Genomic DNA, 20,451 nt, shown 5'->3' with positions numbered 1-20,451 from the left:
CGTCTTACTCCTTGGGCGCCAGCAGCCGCAGGGCCGCGCGGATCAACGCCGCGGTCGGTGCGGCGGGTTCCCGCGCCGCGGCCTCAGCCACGGCCGAGGCGGCCTCGGACGGAGCATAGCCCAGATTGCCCAAGGCCGAGAGCGCATCCGCCGTCGCCTGCGCCGAAGAAGGCGCCGCCTTGGCCGGAGCCGGCGCGGGGGCATTGGCCTCGACCGGCTTGACCTCGGACAGCGGACCGGGATCGACGGTCAGCGCTCCACCAAGCGCCATGATGGCCGGGGCCTTGTCCTTCAACTCCATCACCACGCGCTGTGCCAGTTTCGGACCGACGCCGGGGGCTTTGCGCAGCGCCGACCAGTCGCCGAGCGCCAGCGCGCGCGACAGCCCGTCCGGCCCCAGCGTGCCCAGAACCGCCAGCGCCACCTTGGCACCGACGCCCTGCACCGAGGTCAGAAGCCGGTGCCATTCCTTTTCCAGAAGCGTCGGAAAGCCGAAAAGCTGCAACAGGTCCTCGCGCACCAGCAATTCGGTATAAAGCGCCGTCGCCTGCCCGGCGGCGGGCAGGTTGGCGGCGGTGCGTTCGCTGACATGGACGATATAGCCCACGCCGCGCACGTCGATCAGCACATGGTCCTGCGCCCGATGCAGGATCACCCCGGCGATGCGTCCGATCATGGCCCGACCCTCATGCGCTTGCCTTGATGCGCAGGGCGCGACCCTGCAGGTGATGGGCGTGACAAATCGCCACGGCCAGCGCATCCGCCGCGTCCGGCCCGGCGAACTCGACCCCGGGCAGCATGAAGCGGACCATGTGCTGGATCTGCTCCTTGGCGGCATGGCCGACGCCGACCACGGTCTTCTTGACCGCGTTCGGGGCGTATTCGCCGATTTCCAGCCCCGCCTCGGCCGGGGCCAGCAGGGCGATGCCGCGCGCCTGCCCCAGCTTCAGCGTGCCGAGCGCGTCCTTGTTCACGAAGGTCTGCTCGACCGCGGCGGCATCGGGGGCGTGCCGGGCGATCACCGCGCAAAGCCCGCGATAAAGCGCGGCGAGGCGCGGTCCCAGATCGCCCGCCTCGGAATGGACGATGCCGTTGTCCAGATGCCGCAGGCGCGGCCCCTCGACCGCGATCACCCCCCAGCCCATGTTCCGCAGGCCGGGGTCTATGCCGATGATCTTCATGCCTGTTCCCTTGTTTTGCTCCAGCGTTAGCACGAAAGGCGAACATCGCCTAGTTGCTTTGTCATCTGCTTGACATCGCTGGCCTCCATCGCGAACAGAGGGGCGGCAAGAAGGACGAGGGACAATGTCGCCAGCACTGATCGCCGTGCTTCCGTTCATCGGGGCGCTGTTGCCCGGACTGCTGATCCGCTCGGGGCGCGATATCGCGGCGATCTCCAGCGCCACTGCGACCTTCGTCGCGCTTCTGGGGCTTTGCCTGCATATTCCGGCGATCATGGCGGGCGAGGTGGTGACGGCACGCTTCGACTGGCTGCCCTCGCTGGGGCTGAACGCGAATTTCCGCATCGACGGGCTGGGCCTGCTGTTCGGCATCCTGATCCTGGGCATCGGCCTGCTGATCATCGCCTATGCGCGCTATTACCTGTCGCGCGAGGATCCGGCGGGTGTGTTCTATACCTATTTGATGCTGTTCCAGGGTGCGATGCTGGGCATCGTGCTGTCGGACAACATCCTGCTGCTGTTGATCTTCTGGGAGCTGACCTCGCTGTCCTCCTTCCTGCTGATCGGCTATTGGAAGCACCTGCCCGAGGGGCGGCAGGGCGCCCGCATGGCGCTGACCGTGACCGGCATGGGCGGGCTTGCCATGATCGCGGGCATGCTGATCCTGGGCAATATCGCCGGCAGCTTCGACATTACCGACATCCTGGCGTCGCGCGAGGCGATCCAGACCAGCCCCTATTACCTGCCGGCGCTGCTGCTGATCCTGCTGGGCGCCTTTACCAAATCGGCGCAGTTCCCGTTCCATTTCTGGCTGCCGCATGCCATGGCGGCGCCCACCCCGGTCTCGGCCTATCTGCATTCGGCGACCATGGTGAAGGCCGGGCTGTTCCTGATGGCGCGGCTGTGGCCGGTGCTGTCGGGCACGCCGGAATGGTTCTACATCGTCGCGACGACCGGGCTCATCACCATGGTGCTGGCGGCCTGGATCGCCATCTTCCGCGACGATCTGAAATCGCTGCTGGCCTTTTCCACCGTGTCGCATCTGGGGCTGATCACCATGCTCTTGGGCTTCGGCACCGAGGCGGCGGCGGTGGCGGCCATGTTCCACATCGTCAACCATGCCACCTTCAAGGCGGCGCTGTTCATGACCGCGGGCATCATTGACCATGAGGCCGGCACCCGCTCGATCGCCCGGCTGGGCGGCTTGCGGCGGCTGATGCCGGTGACCTTCGTCATCGGCACCGTGGCCGCGCTCTCCATGGCCGGCATCCCGCCGCTGAACGGCTTTCTGTCCAAGGAAGCGATGCTGGAACAGGCGACCCATGCCGTCTGGCAGGGCAACCCGTGGCTGGTGGCTGCGATGGCGACGCTGGGGGCGCTGTTCTCGGTCTGCTATTCGCTGCGCTTCGTCTGGCAGGTGTTCTTCGGACCCGAGCGTAACGACTATCCGCACAAGCCGCATGATCCGGGCTTCGGCCTGTGGTCCGCTCCGGCGCTCTTGGCGGTGCTGGTGGTGCTGATCGGGCTGTTTCCGGGCAGCATGGCGGACTGGCTGGTCGAGGCCTCGGCCAGCGCCGTCACCGGCTCGGCCCAGCATCCGCATCTGGCGCTGTGGCATGGGCTGAACCTGCCGCTGGCGCTGTCGGCCGTTGCCCTGGCCGGCGGGGTGGGGCTGCTGGCGTTGAACCGCCCGCTGCTGGCGGCGCGCGCTGCCATCGCCTGGCCCGACGCCAAGGCCATCTTCGACGCCATCACCCGTGCCGCGACCTGTGCCGCGGGCTTCTTCACCGACCGGCTGACCAACGGCTCGATGTCGCGTGCCCTGGCCGCCTTTGCGCTGACCGTGGTGCTGTGCGGGCTCTGGGCCTTCTCGACCGGAGGCTATCAGGGCGCGACCCGGCCGATGCTGCCGGTCCAGCCGGTGCCGCTGGTCGGCTGGGCGGCGCTGATGGTGGCGACCTGCTGCATGGTCGCCTTTCACCGCCGCCGCATCCTGGCGCTGGTGCTGGTGGGGATCATCGGGCTGATGGTCTCGGTCAGCTTCATCTACCTGTCCGCCCCGGACCTGGCGCTGACGCAGATCTCGGTCGAGGTGGTCACGGTGGTTCTGCTGCTTCTGGCGCTGAACTTCCTGCCCAAGTTCACCGTGATCGAAAGCCGCGACCGCAAGCGCGGCGTGGACGCCTTCATCGCCACGCTGACCGGGCTGGGCTTCGGGGCGCTGGCCTATGCCATCATGCGCAGCGATTTCGCCTTTTCCCCGATCTCGGAATACATGCTGGCCAACAGCTACAAGCTGGGCGGCGGCGACAACGTGGTCAACGTGATCCTGGTGGATTTCCGCGGCTACGATACCTTCGGCGAGATCACCGTGCTGGGCATCGCCGCGCTGACCATCTTCGCCCTGACCGAGACGCTGCTGGCCGGCGCCAGCGGCCGGCGGCTGCGCAACTGGGTCCATGGCAGCCGCCGCGCCGGCGACCGGCATCCGCTGATGCTGGTGGTGGTGACGCGGCTGATCCTGCCGGTTTCGCTGGTGGTGGGGCTGTATATCTTCCTGCGCGGCCACAACATGCCGGGTGGCGGCTTCGTCGCCGGGCTGGTGGTCTCGGTGGCGCTGGTGTCGCAATACATGGCCTCGGGCTTTGCCTGGGCGCAGGAGCGGCAAAAGATCAACTATCACGCGCTGATCGGCGCCGGCGTCATCGCCGCCGGGCTGACCGGCATCGGCGCCTGGTTCGCCGGGCTGCCCTTCCTCAGCTCGACCTATGGCTATGTGAAGCTGCCGGGGCTCGAGGAGTTCGAGCTGGCCTCGGCCATGGGCTTCGACCTGGGCGTGTTCCTGTGCGTGATGGGGGCGGTGATGCTGGCGCTGAACTCGCTGTCGCGGATCGCGCGGCAGGCGGGCGAGACGGTGAACCTGGACCCGATGGACATCGACCCCAGCAGGGAGGCGCGGCGCTGATGGAACTTCTGCTGTCGAGCGCGATCGGGATGCTGACCGCGGCCGGGGTCTATCTGATCCTGCGGCGGCGCAGCTTTGCCGTGGTCCTGGGCATGACCATGCTCAGCTATGCCATCAACCTGTTCCTGTTCTCGACCGGGCGGCTGGTTGTGAACGCGCCGCCGATCCTTCGGGACGGGGCGACGGCCTATACCGACCCGCTGCCGCAGGCGCTGGTGCTGACCGCCATCGTCATCAGCTTCGGCATGACGGCGGTGGTGGTGATGATGGCGCTGGGGGCCTTCCTGGAAGGCGGCGACGACCGCGTGGACATGCCCCGCGCCGACCGCCTGCCCGCCGATTCCCTCTCAGGCAATCGCATGTCCGGGGACGGTGACGCATGAGCCACCTGATCATCGCCCCCGTGGTCCTGCCCGCCGTCATCGGGCCGCTCATCATCCTGTGGATGCGCAACGACCTGCTGTTGCAGCGGGTGTTCTCGATTGCCGGCACGGCGCTGCTGGCCGGGGTGGCGCTTTACCTGAACGTGCTGGCCGCGGGCGGAGAGGTGCAGGTCTATCGCCTGGGCAACTGGGCCGCGCCCTTCGGCATCGTGCTGATGCTGGACCGGCTGGCGGCGCTGATGCTGCTGCTGACCGCGGTGCTGGCGCTGGCGGTGCAGCTTTATGCGATGGGCTCGGGCTGGGACCGCAAGGGCCGGCATTTCCATGCGCTCTGGCAGTTCCAGCTGATGGGCATCTGCGGCGCTTTCCTGACCGGGGACGCCTTCAACCTGTTCGTGTTCTTCGAGATCCTGCTGATCGCCAGCTACGGCCTGATGATCCACGGCGGCGGCGAGATGCGGCTGCGCGCCGGGGTGCAGTATATCGCCTATAACCTCGCCGGCTCGACGCTGTTCCTGGCGGCGCTGGGGGTGCTCTATTCCGTCACCGGCACGCTGAACATGGCCGACATGGCGCTGCGCGTGGCGGCGATGCCGGCCGAGGACACGGCGCTCTTGCGCGTGGGTGCGGTGCTGCTGATGCTGGTCTTTGCCGTCAAGGCGGCGCTGGTGCCGCTGCATTTCTGGCTGCCCTCGACCTATGCCAATGCGCCGGGGCCGGTGGCGGCGCTGTTCGCCATCATGACCAAGGTCGGGGTCTATGGCATCATCCGCTTCTTCACGCTGGTCTTTCCGCAGGACACAGTGATCGAAAGCGTGGTGGCCGACCTGCTGCTGCCCGCCGCGCTGTTCACGCTGGCCATCGGCCAGATCGGCATTCTGGGCACTCGCCATCTGGGCCGGCTGGCCGGTTTCGCCGCCATCGGCTCGATCGGCACGCTGATGATTGCGGTGGCGCAGTTCACGCCGCAGGGCACCTCGGCCGCGGTCTATTACCTGATCCACTCGACGCTGGCGGCGGGAGCGCTGTTCCTGATCGTGGACATGATCGGCGCGCGCCGAGGCGATCTGTGGCTGCGGCTGGACCGGGCGATGCCGGGGCAGGGGCTGATCGCCGCGCTGTATTTCACCGCGGCCATCGCCGTGGTCGGCATGCCGCCGTTTTCCGGCTTCATCGGCAAGCTCTTGGTGATGCAGGCCACCGGCGCGGCCCCGGCGATGGTCTGGATCTGGGCGACGATCCTGATCACCTCGCTGATCGCGATCTATGCCCTGTCGCGCGCCGGCTCGATCATCTTCTGGAAAAGCTTCGAGGTCGAAGGGCAGGAACTGCCCTCCGCACTCGAGCTTGCGCCCGCGACGGTGCGGGGGCCGATCCCACCCAAGCTGGAGCCGGACGAGCCGATCCAGGACCTCGGCGATGCGCCGGCGAACTGGCTGGCGGTCGCCTCGGTGGCGCTGCTTCTGTCGGGCATCGTCGCGCTGACCGCCTTTGCCGGCCCGGCCATGCGGCTGGCCGAGGCGACGGCGGCGCAACTCCACAACCCCGATGCCTATGTCTCGGCGGTGCTGGAAGGGCAGGAGGGCACGAAATGATCCGCCGCCTGTTCCCGCATCCCTGGCTGTCGGTCACGCTGGTCCTGGTCTGGATGCTGCTGGTCAACCGCTGGGCGGTCGGCTCGCTGGTCTTTGCCACGATCATCGGCGTGGTGGTGCCGCTGATCACCGCGCCCTATTGGCCAGGCCCGCATGGCTACAGCAAGCCGCACAAGATCCCCGCCTATCTCGCCGTGGTGCTCTGGGACATTGCCAAGGCGAATTTCACCGTGGCGCGGATCGTGCTGTTCATGCCGCGCCGGGCGCTTCAGCCCGCCTGGATCGCGGTGCCGCTGGACCTGCGCCGCCCCGAGGCGATCACCGCCCTGGCCGCGACCATCACCCTGACCCCCGGCACCGTCAGCTGCGACCTGTCCGAGGACGGACGCGCCCTGCTGGTCCACGCCATGCACGCCCCCGAGCCGGAGGCGGTGCTGGACGAGATCAAGACCCGCTACGAGGCCCGGCTGAAGGAGATCTTCGAATGATCGCTTACGCGCTTCTCTTCGCCTATGGCTGCTTCGGGCTGGCGCTCTTGTTCTGCCTTTATCGCGTGGTCTTCGCGCCCGGCCTGTCGGATCGGGTGCTGGCGCTGGACACCATGGCGATCAACATGATCGCGCTCTTGACGCTGTTTGGCATCGACAAGGGCACGGGGATGTATTTCGAGGCCTCGCTGCTGTTCGCCATGGTCGGCTTCATCTCGACCGTGGCCTATGCGAAATTCGTCCTGCGCGGCGACATCATCGAGTAGGGGGCGGGCATGATCGCGGAAATCGTCGTCTCGGTTCTGCTGGTGCTGGGCGGGTTCTTCGGCCTCGTCGGCTCCTATGGGCTGGTCAAGCTGCCCGATCCGATGACGCGCCTGCACGCGCCGACGAAATCGGCGACGCTGGGCGTGGGGGCGGTGCTGATCGCCTCGCTGATCTGGTTCCCGGCTCGGCATGGGGTGCTGACTTGGCACGAACTGCTGATCACGCTGTTTCTGTTCCTGACCGCGCCGGTCACCGGTTATTTCATCGCCAAGGCGCATATGCATCTGGGCTGGAGCCGCGACGAACTGCCCCGCCCGGCGCCGGGCAAGGACTGGGCGACCTTCTGCGATCCGGACAAGGCCAGTCTGGTCGACCGACGGGCCGGTGATTAGCGAGGCGGCGCGGCTATTTGGGGGCTTCGCCCCCGCGCGTTCCGCGCTCCCCCAGGATATTTGGACACGCAAGAAGTTGGAGGCCGGGTGCAGGGGGGCTCCGCTTCTTTCGTGGATAAATATCCTGGGGGTCCGGGGGCAAAGCCCCCGGCTGCGGCTGTCCGGTCGAGCCCGGAGATGAAAAAAGGGGCGGAAAAACCCCCGCCCCTCTCGACCGGCCGGAGGCGCGGTTCAGATCAGCCCGGCATGGACCATGGCTGCGTCGATGCGGGCCTTGGTGGCCTCGGTCAACTCGACCAGCGGCAGGCGCACCCGGTCGCTGATGAGGCCCAGCCGCGACATGGCGTATTTCGCCCCGGCGACGCCCGGCTCGATGAAGATCGCCTCGTGCAGCGGCATCAGCTTGTCCTGGTAGTCCAGCGCCTTGGCGTAGTCGCCGGCCAGCGTCGCCTCCTGGAAGTCGGCGCAGAGCTTCGGCGCGACATTCGCCGTGACCGAGATGCAGCCCGTGCCGCCATGGGCGTTGAAGCCGAGCGCGGTCGCGTCCTCGCCCGAAAGCTGCACGAAATCCTTGCCGCAGGCGGCGCGCTGCATAGAGACGCGCTCCAACTTTCCGGTCGCGTCCTTGACGCCGATGATGCGCGGCAGCTTCGCCAACTGGCCCATGGTCTCGGGCAGCATGTCGATGACCGAGCGGCCGGGGATGTTGTAGATGATGATCGGCAGGTCGCTGGCATCGTGCAGCGCGGTGTAATGCGCGATCAGCCCGGCCTGGGTCGGCTTGTTGTAATAGGGCGTCACCACCAGCGCCGCATCGGCGCCGGCGGCCTGCGCGTGCTGGACCAGCCCGATCCCCTCATGCGTGGCGTTCGAGCCGGCGCCGGCGATGACGGGCACGCGGCCGGCGGCCATGCGCACCACTTCCTCGATGACCTTGCGGTGTTCCTCATGGCTCAGCGTCGGGCTTTCGCCGGTGGTGCCGACGGGCACCAGCCCATGGCTTCCCTGCTCGACATGCCACTCGACAAGCTTTTCCAGCGCGGGGAGATCCAGCTCCCCATCCGGGGTGAATGGCGTGACCAGCGCGGGCATCGAGCCTCTGAACATGTGGGTATCCTGAATTTGCCTCTGATCGCGGCTTACATCCGGGCGCGCGGATTGCCAAGGATGTGAGTTGCGCCGCCCGGCGGAACCTCGCAGAAAGGGGGGCATGATGTATCCTTTCCGTGACAGGATCCTGGGGCCGCTGCTGGCCCTTGCCGTAAGTCTTGCCCTGCCGGCCCGGGCCGAGGATGCCGGCCCCCTGTCGCGTGCCCTGGCGGCGGCGGCGATGCGCGACTGGACCACCGCCGCGGCCGAGGCCGAAGCCTCGGGTCCCATCGCCCGCGACCTGATCCAGTGGCAGCGGCTGCGGGCCGGGCAGGGCAGCTGGCCGGAATATCGCGACTTTGCCGCCCGCAACCGCGACTGGCCCGGCATGGCGCTGTTCTGGAAGCGCGGCGATGCGGTGCTGCGCGCCGGCCTGCCGCCGGCCGAGGTGATCCAGTGGTTCGGCACCCGCCGTCCCGATACGCTGAACGGTGCCATGGCGCTGATCGCCGCCTTGCAAGCGAGCGATCCGCCGGCCGCCAAGGCCGAGATCGCGCGCTTCTGGACCGAGCAGGCGCTGACCAAGGCCGAATCCGACGCCTTTCTCGCCGCGCATGGCGCCGAGGTCGCCGGACTGCACGATGCGCGGCTGATGCGGCTTCTGGACCTGGGCGAATGGCAGGCGGCGCAGGTGGTGCTGCCCATGGCCTCGGCCCCCGCGCAGGCCCTGGGCAAGGCGCGGCTGGCGCTGCAATCGGGGCAGGCGGGGGTGGATGCTCTGATCCTGGCCCTGCCCGACGCGCAGCGGGACGATGCGGGCCTTGCGCTCGACCGGTTCCGCTGGCGGGTCTGGGCCAAGATGCCGGAACTGGCGCGCGATCTGATGCTGGAGCGCTCGACCAGCGCAGAGGCGCTGCGGGACCCCGCCGCCTGGGCCGGCAAGCGCGCCGATTACGCGCGGCTGGCGTTGCGGCAGGGCGACTGGGCCCTGGCCGAGAGACTGGCGGCCGGGCATTTCCTGCCGCCGGGCAGCGATGCTTATTCGGATCTGGAATGGCTCGCCGGCTATGCGGCGCTGCGCGGCGGCGCACCCGACCGGGCGCTTGGGCATTTCCGGGCGCTGGAAAGGGCGGTGGCGAGCCCGATCTCGCTGTCCCGCGCGCATTACTGGCAGGGCCGGGCGCTGGAGGCCGGGGGCGACCAGGCCGGCGCCGATGCGGCCTATGCCGGTGCCGCGGAATACCAATCCGCCTGGTATGGCCAGCTCGCCGCGGAAAGGCTGGGCCTGCCGATGTTGCCCGAGCTGGCCGTCGCCGGGCGCAGCGAGGCCAGTCTGCCCGACTGGCGCGGCTCGGCCTTGCGCGACAATCCGGTCTGGCAGGCCGGCACCTGGCTGCTCGCGGCGGGTGAGCCGGATCAGGGCGCGCGCTTCTTCCTGCACCTGGCCGAGACTGCCGCGCCAGAAGATATCGGCCGCATGGCCCGGATGATGCTGGAGATGCGGCTGCCCTGGCACGCGCTGCGGCTGGCCAAGGCCGCCGCCGCCAAGGGCGCGGTCTATCCGGCCGCCTATTTCCCGCTGACCGGGCTGGAGAGCAGCCCGCTTGGCCTGCCGCCCGAGCTGGTCATGGCCATCGCCCGGCGGGAAAGCGAGTTCAACCATACCGTGTCCTCGCATGCCGGGGCGCTGGGGCTGATGCAGGTGATGCCCGATACCGCGCGATCCATGGCGCGCAAGGTGGGCGAGCCCTTCGACCAGGCGCGGCTGACCCGCGACGCCGCCTATAATGCCCGGTTGGGCGCGGCCTATCTGGCCGGGCTGCGCGAACGCTTCGGCCCCTCGATCGCGCTGGTCGCGGCGGGCTACAATGCCGGGCCGGGGCGCTCGGCCCGCTGGCTGGGCGAGTTCGGCGATCTGCGCGGCGAGGTCGATCCGGTCGATTGGGTCGAGATGATCCCCTTCGACGAGACCCGCAACTATGTCATGCGCGTGGCCGAGGCGCTGCCGATCTATCGCGCCCGCATCAAGGGCGCGCCGGTGCCGCTGGTGCCGAGCTGGGATCTGACCGGGGGCGGCGTGAAGCCCCCGCCGGCACCGCCGCCGATCCGGCTGGCACATTCCGCCCGGCCGCTGATGCCGATGCGCACGCTGGCCGGCTATGCCGCCGGCGGGGTTCTGGCCGAGGTGCTGGGCCCGGCCCCGGTCCAGGCCGCCAGCGCCGCGCCGCTCAACTCAGCCCGGCCCGCTCGCGCTGGCGAGCGCGCCACCAGGTGAACAGGCCGGCGCCGACGACGATGAGCCCGCCGATGGCGACGTTCGGCGCCAGCGTCTCGCCAAAGATCACCACGCCGAAGATGCTGACCCAGACCAGCTGCGTATAGGAGAACGGCTGCAAGGCCGAGGCTTCGGCCAGCTCATAGGCCTTGATCAGCATGAAATGCGCCACCACCGCCGTCAGGCACAGCAGCAGAAGCCAGGGAATGTCGCGCCCGGCGATGGGCTCCCAGTGCCAGACGCCGACCAGGGTGATGGCGACGGCCCCGGCGATGCCGGTCCAGAAAAAGCTGACCATGGCCGGATCGTCGCGCCCGACCAGCCGGGTCAGCAGGCCATAGACCGCGAACATGGCCGCGCCGACGAAGGGCAGCACCGCATCGGCGCTGAAGACGCCGCTGCCGGGCTTCAGCACGATCAGGATGCCGGTGAAGCCCACCGCGACCGCGGCCCAGCGGCGCCAGCCGACCTTTTCGCCCAGGAACGGCCCCGACAGCGCCGAGATCAGCAGCGGATAGCAGGAAAAGATCGCATGGGTGTTGATCAGGCCCAGCCGCACGAAGGCCTCGACCGTGACCACCACCTCGGCCACCAGAAGCACGCCGCGGAAGATCTGCGTCCAGGGACGTTTCGAGCGCACGGCGCGGGCCAGGCCGCCCGGCGCCCGGGCGCAAAGCAGGATGACGAAGGCCGCGAAGAACCAGAAGCGCAGCATGATCACGAAGATCGGCGAATAGGCGGCGCCCAGATAGCGCGAGATGCCGTCCTGCGCGGCAAAGATCAGCGCCGAGGCGCAGATCATCAGGACGGCCGTGCCCTGGCGGTCGCTGCGCGGCGCAGCAAGCGGCGGGGGAACGGCAGGCGGACGGGCTGCCGGGGCCATCAGCGGCCCCGTCTGGCGGTTGTTAGGCATGGCGCGAATCCCGGTCTTGAGACTCGCCCATGCCCTTGCCGGCGGCAAAGGTCAAGCCGGGCTCAGTCGCGCTGACGCACTATTCCTGCGAACTCGTCGAAAAGCTGCGGGTTGGCCGCGACGATCGAGCCCGATTCGACCGGGCTTTCCTCGGAACGGATCGATTCGACGAAGCCGCCGGCCTCTTTCACCAGCAGGATGCCGGCGGCCACGTCCCAGGACTTGATGCCGCGCTCCCAATAGCCCTCGTAGCGGCCGGCCGCGACATAGGCCAGGTCCAGCGAGGCCGCGCCCCAGCGCCGCACGCCGGCGGTCAGCGGCATCAGCCGGCCGAGGTCGCGCAGCGTGGCGGGCAGGGTGCCGCGCCCGGCAAAGGGCACGCCGGTCGCAAAGATCGATTCGATCATCTGGCGGCGGCCCGAGACGCGGATGCGGCGGTCGTTCAGGAAGGCGCCGTCGCCGCGCTCGGCCGTGAACAGCTCGTCCTTGGCGGCGTCGAAGACCACGGCGGCGACGATCTCGCCCTTGTGCTCCAGCGCGATGCTGACCGCCCAATGCGGCAGGCCGTGCAGAAAGTTGGTGGTGCCGTCCAGCGGATCGACGATCCAGCGCCGGGTCGGGTCTTCGCCAGCTTCCTCGCCGGTTTCCTCGCCGATCCAGCCATAGTTCGGCCGCGCGGTGCGCAGTTCCTCCTTGATGATGCGCTCGGCCTCACGGTCGGCGCGGCTGACGAAATCGCCGGCGCCCTTGACCGAGACCTGAAGGTTTTCGACCTCGCGGAAGTCCTTGACGAGGCTGCGGCCCGCCTTGCGCGCGGCCTTGATCATGATGTTGAGATTGGCGCTGGCCATGGCTTTTCCTTTTTGGGATTGGCCGCCGTCCTAGACGAAGGACCGCGCAAAGTGAAGCCGGCGCGGCGGTCAGTGCGTTGCGATCATGGTATAGCCGGGATGAAAGGCCACCCGGACCGAGGTGATGGCGCCCAGATCGTTGAAGGTGGTGCGTTGCAGGATCAGAAGCGCGCTGCCCTGCCGGGTCTCCAGCAGCCGGGCGTCGCGGGCGCTGGCGTTCTCGGCCGAGAACGCCATGTCGGCATGCAGCCAGGGAAAGTTCCTGACCAGCCATTCGTTGGCGGTGATGCGCTGGAAATCCACGGCCTCGGCGCCGGGCGCGGCGCCGGGATTGATCCAGCGGTCCTCGACCTGGAACGGCCTGTCGCCGCCGTAATGCACCGTGCGCAGGTGGATCAGCTCGCGCCCCTCGGGCAGCGCCATGCGGGCGGCGATCTCGGCCGGCAGCGGGCTGCGGCGCTGCGCGATGACCCGGTGGCTGTACTCCATCCCCGCCTGCTCGATCTGTTCGCGCACGATGGGGATGGTCAGCGTCGCCTTGCGCGCCGGGTTCACCGTCACATGGGTGCCGGCCCGGCGCTTGCGGTCCAGCAGCCCCTCCTCGGCCAGCAGTTGCAGCGCCTTGTTCACCGTGGCGCGGGCGACGCCGAACTCGACGGCCAGCTCGGCCTCGTCCGGGATGCGGTCGCCCTGCCGCCATTCGCGGTCCACGATGCGGCGGCGCACCTCGCTGACGATGGCCTGGGCCTTGGAGGAGCTTCTTTCGGTCACATGCGGTCCTGGAGTCGGGTGATGGTCGCCAGATAATCGGCGATGATGCGGTCGCGGTCCATATGCCTGCCTTCGGTCACGACATGGCGGCCCGCCGACCAGACGTCGCGGACCAGCCCGTCATGGCCGGCAAAGACCAGGCTGTCGAGCATCTGGTCGCCCTTGCGGCCGGCCATGACCGGATTGTCCAGGCCCACCGCGACCAGATCGGCCCAGAGGCCCGGCCGGATCGCCCCGGTCTCGCGCCCCGCCGCCGTGGCGCCGCCGTCGAGCCCCGCCTCGTAGATCACCCGCCCGGTCGAGCGCCCCGGCTCGGCCAGGATCGCCCGGCCGCGGTCGCGCAGGCGCTGGCTGTATTCCAGCGTCCGCAACTCCTCGACCAGCGAGATGCGGATGTTGCTGTCCGAGCCGAAGCCGATGCGGCCGCTTTCCTCGGCCCAGATCGTGCCGTTGAAGATGCCGTCGCCCAAGGACGATTCGGTGATCGGGCACAGCCCCGCCACGGCCCCGGTGGCGGCAAGGCGGCGGGTTTCGTCCTCGGTCATGTGGGTCAGGTGGATCAGGGTCCAGCGCCGGTCGGGCTGGTGGTTGTCCAGCAGCCATTCGACCGGGCGGCGGCCATAGGCGGCGCTGATTTCCTCGATCTCGGGCAGCTGCTCGGCCAGGTGCATGTGCAGCGGCCGGCCGGGGCGCAGTGCGACGCAGGCTTGCAGGCCCTCGGGGCTGACCGCGCGCAGCGAATGCGGGGCGACGCCGATGCCGGCGTCCGGGGGCAGGGCGCGCAGCGCGGCCTCGCAACCGTCCAGCAGGCGCTGGAACTCCTCGGGCGTGGTGCCGAAGCGGTTCTGGCCGGGGGCGAGCGGCCGGCGGTCCACGCCGCCGAACTGGTAATGCACGGGCAGCAGGGTCAGGCCGATGCCGGTGCGGCCGGCCGCGGCGGCGATGCGCTCGCCCATCTCGGCGATATTGTCGTAATGCCCAGCCCCGGGGCGGTGGTGCAGGTAGTGGAATTCGACATTGGTGGTATAGCCGGCCTCCAGCATCTCCATCTGCACCAGTGCGGCGATCGCCTCGACATCCTCGGGCGTCAGGTGGTCGAGGAAGCGATACATGATCTGCCGCCAGGTCCAGAAGGTATCGCGCGGCTCGGGGCCCTTGGCCTCGGACAGCCCGGCCATGGCGCGCTGGAAGGCGTGGCTGTGCAGGTTCGCCAGGGCCGGCAGAAGCAGGCCGGTACGATGGCCCTGCGGCGCCGCGTCCTTTTCCACCGCGGCGACTCGGCCCTGATCGACCGTCACGCGAACATTTTCTGCCCATCCATCGGGCAACAAGGCCCGTTCCGCCCAGATAACCGTCATCCCGTCGCCCTTCTTTGCGCCAAAATAAGTTTAGACATAGAGATGAATTAAGTTTAGACATAGAACAACCGAGAAATCAATCCGGGATGCGATCCGATGCAGCTTCTTCACAACGCCCAGCTTGTCACGATGGACGAAGAATCAGGTGGTTACGGCTTGATCGAGCAGGGGGCGCTGGTGATCGAGGCAGAGCGAATCAGCTGGATCGGCGCCGAATCGGACCTGCCTGCGCACTATGTCGATGCGACGCGCCGCGACCTGGGCGGACGGCTGGTGACGCCGGGGTTGATCGATTGCCACACCCATATCGTCTTTGGCGGCGACCGTGCCCGCGAGTTCGAGATGCGGCTGGAAGGCGCCTCCTACGAGGAGATCGCGCGGGCCGGCGGCGGCATCCTGTCCAGCGTCCGCGCCACGCGCGAGGCGGATGAGGATGCGCTGCTGGCCGCCGCCCTGCCGCGTGTCGATACGCTGCTGGCCGAGGGCGTGACGACGCTGGAGATCAAGTCGGGCTACGGGCTGGACATCGACAGCGAGCTGAAGATGTTGCGCGTCGCCCGCCGCATCGGGCAGCTGCGCAAGGTGACGGTGCGCACCACCTGGCTGGCCGCCCATGCCCTGCCGCCGGAATATAAGGACGACCGCGCCGGATACATCCGCGAGGTGGTGGTCGCCGGGATGCGGCGCGGCCAGGCCGAGGGGCTGATCGACGCGGTGGACGGGTTCTGCGAGGGCATCGCGTTTACGCGCGAGGAAATGGCCGGCATCTTCGACCATGCGGCCAAGCTGGGTCTGCCGGTCAAGCTGCATGCCGAGCAGCTTTCCGACCTGGGCGGCGCGGCCATGGCGGCGCAGCATGGCGCGCTGTCGGCGGACCATCTGGAATATCTGGGCCAGGACGGTATCGAGGCCATGGCGGCCCATGGCACCGTGGCGGTGCTGCTGCCCGGCGCCTTCTATACCCTGCGCGAGACGCAATATCCGCCGATGGGCGCCTTGCGCGATGCCGGCGTGCCGATCGCGCTGGCCACGGATTGCAACCCCGGCACCTCGCCGCTGACCTCGCTGCTCTTGACCATGAACATGGGCGCGACGCTGTTCCGCATGACCCCGGCCGAATGCCTGGCCGGCGTCACCCGCCACGCCGCCCGCGCGCTGGGTCTCAAGGATCGCGGCCGGCTGGCGCCCGGCATGCGCGCCGACCTGGCGGTCTGGGACATCCGGCATCCGGCCGAACTGACCTATCGCATCGGCTTCAACCCCCTTCATGCCCGCATCGTCGGAGGCGAACTTGTCTGAACTGATCCTTATCCCCGGTGAAACCACGCTCGCGCAGCTTGAGCGCGTCTGGCGCGAGGGGCTGGCCGTGCGCCTGGCCGACAGCGCCCGCCCCGGCATCGCCGAATCCGCCGCGCGCATCGAGGCTGCCGCGAACGGCGAGGCGCCGGTCTATGGCGTGAACACCGGCTTCGGCAAGCTCGCCTCGATCAAGATCGCGGCCAAGGACACGGCGACGCTGCAACGCAACCTGATCCTGTCGCATTGCTGCGGCGTGGGTGAGCCGGTCGAGCCGGAAACCGTGCGTCTCATCATGGTGCTGAAACTCTTGTCGCTGGGCCGCGGCGCCTCGGGCGTGCGTCCCGAGGTGATCCAGCTGATCGAGGACATGCTGGCGCGCGGCGTGCTGCCGGTGATCCCGTCGCAGGGCTCGGTCGGCGCCTCGGGCGATCTGGCGCCGCTGGCGCATATGGCCGCCGCCATGCTGGGCGAGGGCCGTGCGGTTTATCAGGGCCGCGAGATGCCGAGCGCCGAGGCGCTGGCCGCCGCCGGCCTCGCGCCCGTGGTGCTGGCCGCCAAGGAGGGGCTGGCGCTGATCAACGGTACGCAGGTCTCGACCGCTTTCGCGCTGGCGGGGCTGTTCGAGGCCTTTGCTTCGGCCCGCGCGGCGCTGGTCACGTCCTCGCTTTCGACCGATGCGATCATGGGCTCGACCGCGCCGTTCCTGGATGAGATCCACACCCTGCGCGGCCATCGCGGCCAGATCGTCGCGGCGCGGACCATCCGCGCGCTGATGGACGGCTCGGAGATCCGCGAAAGCCACCGCGAGGGCGATACCCGCGTGCAGGACCCCTATTGCATCCGCTGCCAGCCGCAGGTGACGGGCGCCTGCATCGATCTGCTCTGGCAGGCCGCCCGCACGCTGGAGATCGAATCGAACGCCGCGACCGACAACCCGCTGGTGCTGGTCGGCGCCGACCGCATCGTCTCGGGCGGCAACTTCCATGCCGAGCCGGTGGCCTTTGCCGCCGACCAGATCGCGCTGGCCATCGCCGAGATCGGCGCCATTTCCCAGCGCCGCATCGCGCTGATGGTCGATCCGGCGCTGAGCCATGACCTGCCGCCCTTCCTGACCCCCGATCCGGGCCTGAACTCCGGGCTGATGATCGCGGAAGTAACCTCGGCGGCGCTGATGAGCGAGAACAAGCACCTGGCGACGCCGTGCAGCACCGACTCGACGCCGACCTCGGCGAACCAGGAGGATCACGTGTCCATGGCCGCGCATGGCGCGCGTCGGCTGAAACGCATGAACGCGAACCTCGCACAGATCCTGGGCATCGAGGCGCTTTGCGCCAGCGCCGGCGTCGAGTTCCGCGCGCCGCTGGCGACCTCGGCGCCCTTGCAGGCGGTGATCGCCGCGCTGCGCCAGACGGTGCCGGCGCTGGAGCAGGACCGCTATCTTGCCCCCGACCTGGCCGAATCCGCCCGGCTGGTGCGCGAGGGCGTGCTGGTCGGCGCCGTCCCCGGCCACCTGCTGGACGAGGTGCGGCCGTGAATCCCGTCGAAGTGGTCCGCGGCGACAGCCCGGTCATCCTCGGCCTGCCGCATACCGGGACATGGCTGCCCGACGAGATCCGTGCCCGGCTGAACGTGCGCGGGCAGGTGCTGGCCGATACCGACTGGCATATCGAGCGGCTGTATGACGGGCTCCTGCCCGGCGCGACCACGGTGCGCGCAACCTTCCACCGCTATGTCATCGACGCCAATCGCGGGCCGGACGATGCGAGCCTCTATCCCGGCCAGAACACCACCGGCCTTGTGCCGCTGACCGATTTCGACGGCGAGCCGATCTGGACCGAGGAGCCGACGGCCGAGGAGATCGCGGACCGCAAGGCCCGTTTCCACGCCCCCTATCACGCGGCGCTGGCGGCCGAGATCGAGCGGGTGCGGGCGCGTCACGGCGTGGCGATCCTTTACGACTGTCACTCGATCCGCTCGGTGATCCCCTTCCTGTTCGAGGGCGTGCTGCCGGATTTCAACATCGGCACCAACAGCGGCGCCGCTTGCGACAAGCGCATCGAGACGGCTGTGTTCGAGGCTTGCGCCGCCACCGGCCGCAGCCATGTGCTGAACGGCCGCTTCAAGGGTGGCTGGACGACGCGGCATTACGGTCAGCCGGGGCAGGGCGTACATGCGATCCAGATGGAGCTGGCGCAGGCGACGCATCTGGCGACCGAGACCCCGCCCTTTGCCTATGACGAAGGGAAGGCCGAAACCCTGCGGGTGACGCTGAAGGCGATCCTTGAACGCCTGGCCGCGCTGGCGCCGGAGATCCGGACATGAAGCCGCTGCAAGGCATCAGGGTGCTGGACCTATCCCGCGTGCTGGCCGGGCCCTATTGCACCGCGCTTCTGGCCGATCTGGGTGCCGAGGTCATCAAGCTGGAGCCCCCGCAAGGCGACGACTATCGCCACATCGGCCCGTTCAAGGACGGCGAAAGCGCGCTCTTCACGCTGAACAACCGCGGCAAGCAGAGCCTTGTCCTGGACCTGAAAGATCCCGGGGATCTGGCGCTGGCCAAGGCCGTCGCCGCCCGCGTCGACGTGGTGGTGGAAAACTTCCGCCCCGGCGTCGCGGCCCGGCTGGGCCTTGGGGCCGAGGCGCTGCGGGCGGAAAACCCGCGGCTGGTCTATTGCTCGATCTCGGGCTTCGGCCAGCAGGGGCCGTTCCGCGACCTGCCGGCCTATGACCTGGTGGTGCAGGCCATGTCCGGGCTGATGGCCGGCACCGGTGAGGAAGGCGGCGCGCCGCTCAAGACCGGCGAAAGCGTCGCCGACCTGATCGCCGGCCTGTTCGGAAGCTGGGCGATCATGGCGGCGCTGGTCAATCGCAACGCCACCGGGCAGGGCGCCACGCTGGACGTTGCCATGTATGACGCGCTGTTTTCCATGCTGACCACCAGCCATGCGCTGCATTTCTATGCCGGCCAGTTGCCGCAGCGGGTGGGGAACCGCCATCCCCTCTCCACCCCCTTCGGCTGCTTTGCGACGCGGGACGGGCAGGTGGTGATCGCGGTGCTGAACGGCAAGCAATTCGCGGCGCTGGCCACGCTGATCGGTGCGCCCGAGGCCGCGGACGATCCGCGCTTTGCCAGCGACGAAAGCCGCACCGCGCATGAGCCCGAGCTCAAGCGCCTGATCGAAAGCTGGTCGTGCCACCGCACGACCGAGGAAGCCGTCGCCGCGCTGGCCGGTGTCGGCCTGCCCGCCGCGCCGATCTGGGACATCGCCCAGGCGGCAAGCAACGAGCACGCCCTGACGCGCGGGCTGGTCAGCCGCCTGCCGCATCCGGTGTTGGGGCTGGCGCCGACCATCGGCCAGCCGGTGCGCTTCGACGGAGAGAAACCCGTGGCCGAGACCTCGGCCCCGCGCCTTGGCGGCGACCGCGCCGCCATCCTGCGCGAATTCGGATTGGAGGAGACCGCATGAGCGACGACTGGCACATGCTGGCCGAGGAGGAACGGCTGTTCTGCGACGTGCTGGAGCGGATCTGCGCCGAGCGGATCGCGCCCAAGGCGGCGGAAACCGACGAAACCTCGGGTTTCGTCCATGACCAGCTTGCCGTGCTGGGCGAGGCGGGGATGATGGGCGCCAACCTGCCGGAGGAATACGGCGGCTCGGGCATCTCGGCGCCGGCGCTGCTGCGGGCGGTGGCGATCGTGGCGGGGGCCTGTGGGTCCACGGCCTCGGCGCTGACGGCGCATTACCTCGCCACCGACTCGATCCTGATCGGGGGGACCGAGGCGCAGAAGCAGGAATGGCTGCAAAAGGCCGCGACGGGCGAGGTGCTGGGCGCCTTTGCCCTGACCGAGCCGACCGCCGGCTCGGACCCCGCCGACATGAAGACCCGCGCCCGCCGGACCGAGAGCGGCTGGCACCTGAAGGGCACGAAATGCTTCATCTCGAACGGCGGCGTAGCGGATTTCATCGTCGTCTATGCCGTGACCGACCCGGACAAGGCGCATCGCGGCATTTCCGCCTTCATCCTGCCGAAAGGCACGCCGGGGCTGGAGCCGGGCGCACCGGAAAAGACCATGGGGCTGAAGGGCGGGCATGTGTTCACCCTGAACCTCGACTGCCAGCTGCCCGAGGACGCGCTTCTGGGCGAGGAGGGCCGGGGCTTCCGCACCGCCATGCAGGTCCTGGACAACGGCCGCATCGAGGTCGCGGCGCAATGCCTGGGGCTGGCGAAAGCGGCGATGGACGCCGCCATCGCCTATGCCAAGGACCGCGTGATCGGCGGCGAGCGGCTCACCGACCGGCAGGGCATCCGCTGGATGATCGCCGACATGGGCGTGGCCTATCGCCAGGCGCTGCTGCTGTCGCAGGACGCGGCGCGGCAGCGTCAGGCGGCGCACCATGGCGGCGGGCGCTTCTCGCTGGCCTCGAGCATGGCGAAACTGGCCGCCAGCGAGGCGGCGGGCAGGATCGCCGACACCGCGCTGCAACTGCATGGCGGCTATGGCTACACCCGCGACTTCCCCATCGAGAGGATCGCCCGCGACCTGCGCATCATGCGCATCTACGAGGGCTCCTCGGAAATCCAACGCATCATCATTTCCGGCAACATGCTGGCCTGAACGGAG

Annotated in this window: 19 protein-coding genes; 12 read left to right on the top strand and 7 right to left on the bottom strand. The window is 68.9% G+C overall.

The annotated features are described in order from the left end of the window. Positions 1 to 4: 4 nt before the first annotated feature. Together ruvA and ruvC are read right to left on the bottom strand one after the other, a co-directional pair. Positions 5 to 676, bottom strand: a complete 672-nt coding sequence (gene ruvA, locus AQY21_RS16380; protein WP_058098684.1) for a Holliday junction branch migration protein RuvA — start codon at positions 674 to 676, stop codon at positions 5 to 7. Positions 677 to 686: 10 nt separating this feature from the next. Then, positions 687 to 1,181, bottom strand: coding sequence for a crossover junction endodeoxyribonuclease RuvC (gene ruvC / locus AQY21_RS16375; protein ID WP_036752241.1), 495 nt, complete (start codon positions 1,179 to 1,181; stop codon positions 687 to 689). A gap of 124 nt (positions 1,182 to 1,305) precedes the next feature. Between ruvC and AQY21_RS16370 the strand changes: the two genes are divergently transcribed. Genes AQY21_RS16370 through AQY21_RS16345 form a run of 6 tightly spaced genes read left to right on the top strand, consistent with a single transcriptional unit; the run spans position 1,306 to position 7,271 of the window. Beyond that, complete coding sequence (locus AQY21_RS16370; RefSeq protein ID WP_058098683.1) at positions 1,306 to 4,146, top strand: monovalent cation/H+ antiporter subunit A; 2,841 nt, start codon at positions 1,306 to 1,308, stop codon at positions 4,144 to 4,146. Then, entirely contained in the window at positions 4,146 to 4,529 is a 384-nt protein-coding gene (locus tag AQY21_RS16365) for a Na+/H+ antiporter subunit C (protein WP_058098682.1), read from the top strand. Before AQY21_RS16370 ends, AQY21_RS16365 begins: the two co-directional genes overlap by 1 nt. After that, complete coding sequence (locus tag AQY21_RS16360) at positions 4,526 to 6,124, top strand: monovalent cation/H+ antiporter subunit D (protein WP_058098681.1); 1,599 nt, start codon at positions 4,526 to 4,528, stop codon at positions 6,122 to 6,124. The genes AQY21_RS16365 and AQY21_RS16360 overlap by 4 nt, the downstream gene beginning before the upstream one ends. Then, a complete protein-coding gene (locus AQY21_RS16355) occupies positions 6,121 to 6,612 on the top strand; it encodes a Na+/H+ antiporter subunit E (protein ID WP_058098680.1) in 492 nt (163 codons plus the stop codon). Before AQY21_RS16360 ends, AQY21_RS16355 begins: the two co-directional genes overlap by 4 nt. Continuing rightward, a complete protein-coding gene (locus AQY21_RS16350; RefSeq protein WP_024846086.1) occupies positions 6,609 to 6,878 on the top strand; it encodes a K+/H+ antiporter subunit F in 270 nt (89 codons plus the stop codon). The genes AQY21_RS16355 and AQY21_RS16350 overlap by 4 nt, the downstream gene beginning before the upstream one ends. Positions 6,879 to 6,887: 9 nt before the next feature. Further along, on the top strand, positions 6,888 to 7,271 hold the full coding sequence (locus AQY21_RS16345; RefSeq protein ID WP_058098679.1) for a Na+/H+ antiporter subunit G: 384 nt from the start codon (positions 6,888 to 6,890) through the stop codon (positions 7,269 to 7,271). 231 nt (positions 7,272 to 7,502) lie between these two features. On the opposite strand, the gene dapA is transcribed toward AQY21_RS16345, so the two are convergent. Continuing rightward, positions 7,503 to 8,378 carry a 4-hydroxy-tetrahydrodipicolinate synthase gene (gene dapA, locus AQY21_RS16340; protein WP_058098678.1) on the bottom strand — a complete coding sequence of 292 codons (876 nt, stop codon included), beginning with the start codon at positions 8,376 to 8,378 and terminating at the stop codon, positions 7,503 to 7,505. A gap of 106 nt (positions 8,379 to 8,484) precedes the next feature. Between dapA and AQY21_RS16335 the strand changes: the two genes are divergently transcribed. Further along, complete coding sequence (locus tag AQY21_RS16335) at positions 8,485 to 10,635, top strand: lytic transglycosylase domain-containing protein (RefSeq protein ID WP_058098950.1); 2,151 nt, start codon at positions 8,485 to 8,487, stop codon at positions 10,633 to 10,635. Here AQY21_RS16335 and AQY21_RS16330 read toward each other — a convergent pair. The 4 genes from AQY21_RS16330 to AQY21_RS16315 all read right to left on the bottom strand — a co-directional run bounded on the left by AQY21_RS16330 (position 10,589) and on the right by AQY21_RS16315 (position 14,528). Next, positions 10,589 to 11,548 (bottom strand): DMT family transporter, encoded by a 960-nt coding sequence (locus AQY21_RS16330; protein WP_082658150.1) that lies wholly within the window; start codon positions 11,546 to 11,548, stop codon positions 10,589 to 10,591. The two genes, AQY21_RS16335 and AQY21_RS16330, sit on opposite strands and share 47 nt — an antisense overlap. Positions 11,549 to 11,610: 62 nt before the next feature. Further along, the gene (locus tag AQY21_RS16325; protein WP_058098677.1) at positions 11,611 to 12,399 is read right to left on the bottom strand and encodes an inositol monophosphatase family protein; all 789 of its coding nucleotides are present in this window, start codon (positions 12,397 to 12,399) and stop codon (positions 11,611 to 11,613) included. A gap of 69 nt (positions 12,400 to 12,468) precedes the next feature. Beyond that, complete coding sequence (locus AQY21_RS16320) at positions 12,469 to 13,170, bottom strand: GntR family transcriptional regulator (RefSeq protein ID WP_058098676.1); 702 nt, start codon at positions 13,168 to 13,170, stop codon at positions 12,469 to 12,471. Beyond that, positions 13,167 to 14,528: a formimidoylglutamate deiminase gene (locus AQY21_RS16315; RefSeq protein ID WP_058098675.1), complete on the bottom strand. Its 1,362-nt coding sequence runs from the start codon at positions 14,526 to 14,528 to the stop codon at positions 13,167 to 13,169. The genes AQY21_RS16320 and AQY21_RS16315 overlap by 4 nt, the downstream gene beginning before the upstream one ends. Positions 14,529 to 14,624: 96 nt before the next feature. On the opposite strand from AQY21_RS16315, the gene hutI reads away from it, so the two are divergent. The 5 genes from hutI to AQY21_RS16290 are packed head-to-tail and all read left to right on the top strand — an operon-like array spanning position 14,625 to position 20,445. Beyond that, a complete protein-coding gene (gene hutI, locus AQY21_RS16310; protein WP_058098674.1) occupies positions 14,625 to 15,827 on the top strand; it encodes an imidazolonepropionase in 1,203 nt (400 codons plus the stop codon). Further along, positions 15,820 to 17,361: a histidine ammonia-lyase gene (gene hutH / locus AQY21_RS16305; RefSeq protein ID WP_058098948.1), complete on the top strand. Its 1,542-nt coding sequence runs from the start codon at positions 15,820 to 15,822 to the stop codon at positions 17,359 to 17,361. Before hutI ends, hutH begins: the two co-directional genes overlap by 8 nt. Then, complete coding sequence (hutG, locus tag AQY21_RS16300; protein WP_058098673.1) at positions 17,358 to 18,149, top strand: N-formylglutamate deformylase; 792 nt, start codon at positions 17,358 to 17,360, stop codon at positions 18,147 to 18,149. Before hutH ends, hutG begins: the two co-directional genes overlap by 4 nt. Then, positions 18,146 to 19,294, top strand: coding sequence for a CaiB/BaiF CoA-transferase family protein (locus AQY21_RS16295; RefSeq protein WP_058098672.1), 1,149 nt, complete (start codon positions 18,146 to 18,148; stop codon positions 19,292 to 19,294). Before hutG ends, AQY21_RS16295 begins: the two co-directional genes overlap by 4 nt. Then, positions 19,291 to 20,445: an acyl-CoA dehydrogenase family protein gene (locus tag AQY21_RS16290; protein ID WP_058098671.1), complete on the top strand. Its 1,155-nt coding sequence runs from the start codon at positions 19,291 to 19,293 to the stop codon at positions 20,443 to 20,445. The genes AQY21_RS16295 and AQY21_RS16290 overlap by 4 nt, the downstream gene beginning before the upstream one ends. The last annotated feature ends 6 nt before the right edge of the window (positions 20,446 to 20,451 follow it).

The sequence above is a fragment of the Paracoccus sp. MKU1 genome, assembly GCF_001447385.1.
In the GTDB taxonomy this organism is placed as follows: Bacteria; Pseudomonadota; Alphaproteobacteria; order Rhodobacterales; family Rhodobacteraceae; genus Paracoccus.
This window is presented reverse-complemented; position numbering and strand designations above follow the sequence as displayed.

Bases quoted from the DNA above. Each gene is read 5' to 3' on its own strand.
- AQY21_RS16315 (WP_058098675.1), bottom strand. From the start codon at position 14,528: ATGACGGTTATCTGGGCGGAACGGGCCTTGTTGCCCGATGGATGGGCA.
- AQY21_RS16355 (WP_058098680.1), top strand. From the start codon at position 6,121: ATGATCCGCCGCCTGTTCCCGCATCCCTGGCTGTCGGTCACGCTGGTC.
- AQY21_RS16360 (WP_058098681.1), top strand. From the start codon at position 4,526: ATGAGCCACCTGATCATCGCCCCCGTGGTCCTGCCCGCCGTCATCGGG.
- ruvC (WP_036752241.1), bottom strand. From the start codon at position 1,181: ATGAAGATCATCGGCATAGACCCCGGCCTGCGGAACATGGGCTGGGGG.
- AQY21_RS16350 (WP_024846086.1), top strand. From the start codon at position 6,609: ATGATCGCTTACGCGCTTCTCTTCGCCTATGGCTGCTTCGGGCTGGCG.
- AQY21_RS16325 (WP_058098677.1), bottom strand. From the start codon at position 12,399: ATGGCCAGCGCCAATCTCAACATCATGATCAAGGCCGCGCGCAAGGCG.
- AQY21_RS16330 (WP_082658150.1), bottom strand. From the start codon at position 11,548: ATGCCTAACAACCGCCAGACGGGGCCGCTGATGGCCCCGGCAGCCCGT.
- hutI (WP_058098674.1), top strand. From the start codon at position 14,625: ATGCAGCTTCTTCACAACGCCCAGCTTGTCACGATGGACGAAGAATCA.
- AQY21_RS16365 (WP_058098682.1), top strand. From the start codon at position 4,146: ATGGAACTTCTGCTGTCGAGCGCGATCGGGATGCTGACCGCGGCCGGG.
- AQY21_RS16290 (WP_058098671.1), top strand. From the start codon at position 19,291: ATGAGCGACGACTGGCACATGCTGGCCGAGGAGGAACGGCTGTTCTGC.
- ruvA (WP_058098684.1), bottom strand. From the start codon at position 676: ATGATCGGACGCATCGCCGGGGTGATCCTGCATCGGGCGCAGGACCAT.
- AQY21_RS16335 (WP_058098950.1), top strand. From the start codon at position 8,485: ATGTATCCTTTCCGTGACAGGATCCTGGGGCCGCTGCTGGCCCTTGCC.
- AQY21_RS16295 (WP_058098672.1), top strand. From the start codon at position 18,146: ATGAAGCCGCTGCAAGGCATCAGGGTGCTGGACCTATCCCGCGTGCTG.
- dapA (WP_058098678.1), bottom strand. From the start codon at position 8,378: ATGTTCAGAGGCTCGATGCCCGCGCTGGTCACGCCATTCACCCCGGAT.
- AQY21_RS16370 (WP_058098683.1), top strand. From the start codon at position 1,306: ATGTCGCCAGCACTGATCGCCGTGCTTCCGTTCATCGGGGCGCTGTTG.
- AQY21_RS16345 (WP_058098679.1), top strand. From the start codon at position 6,888: ATGATCGCGGAAATCGTCGTCTCGGTTCTGCTGGTGCTGGGCGGGTTC.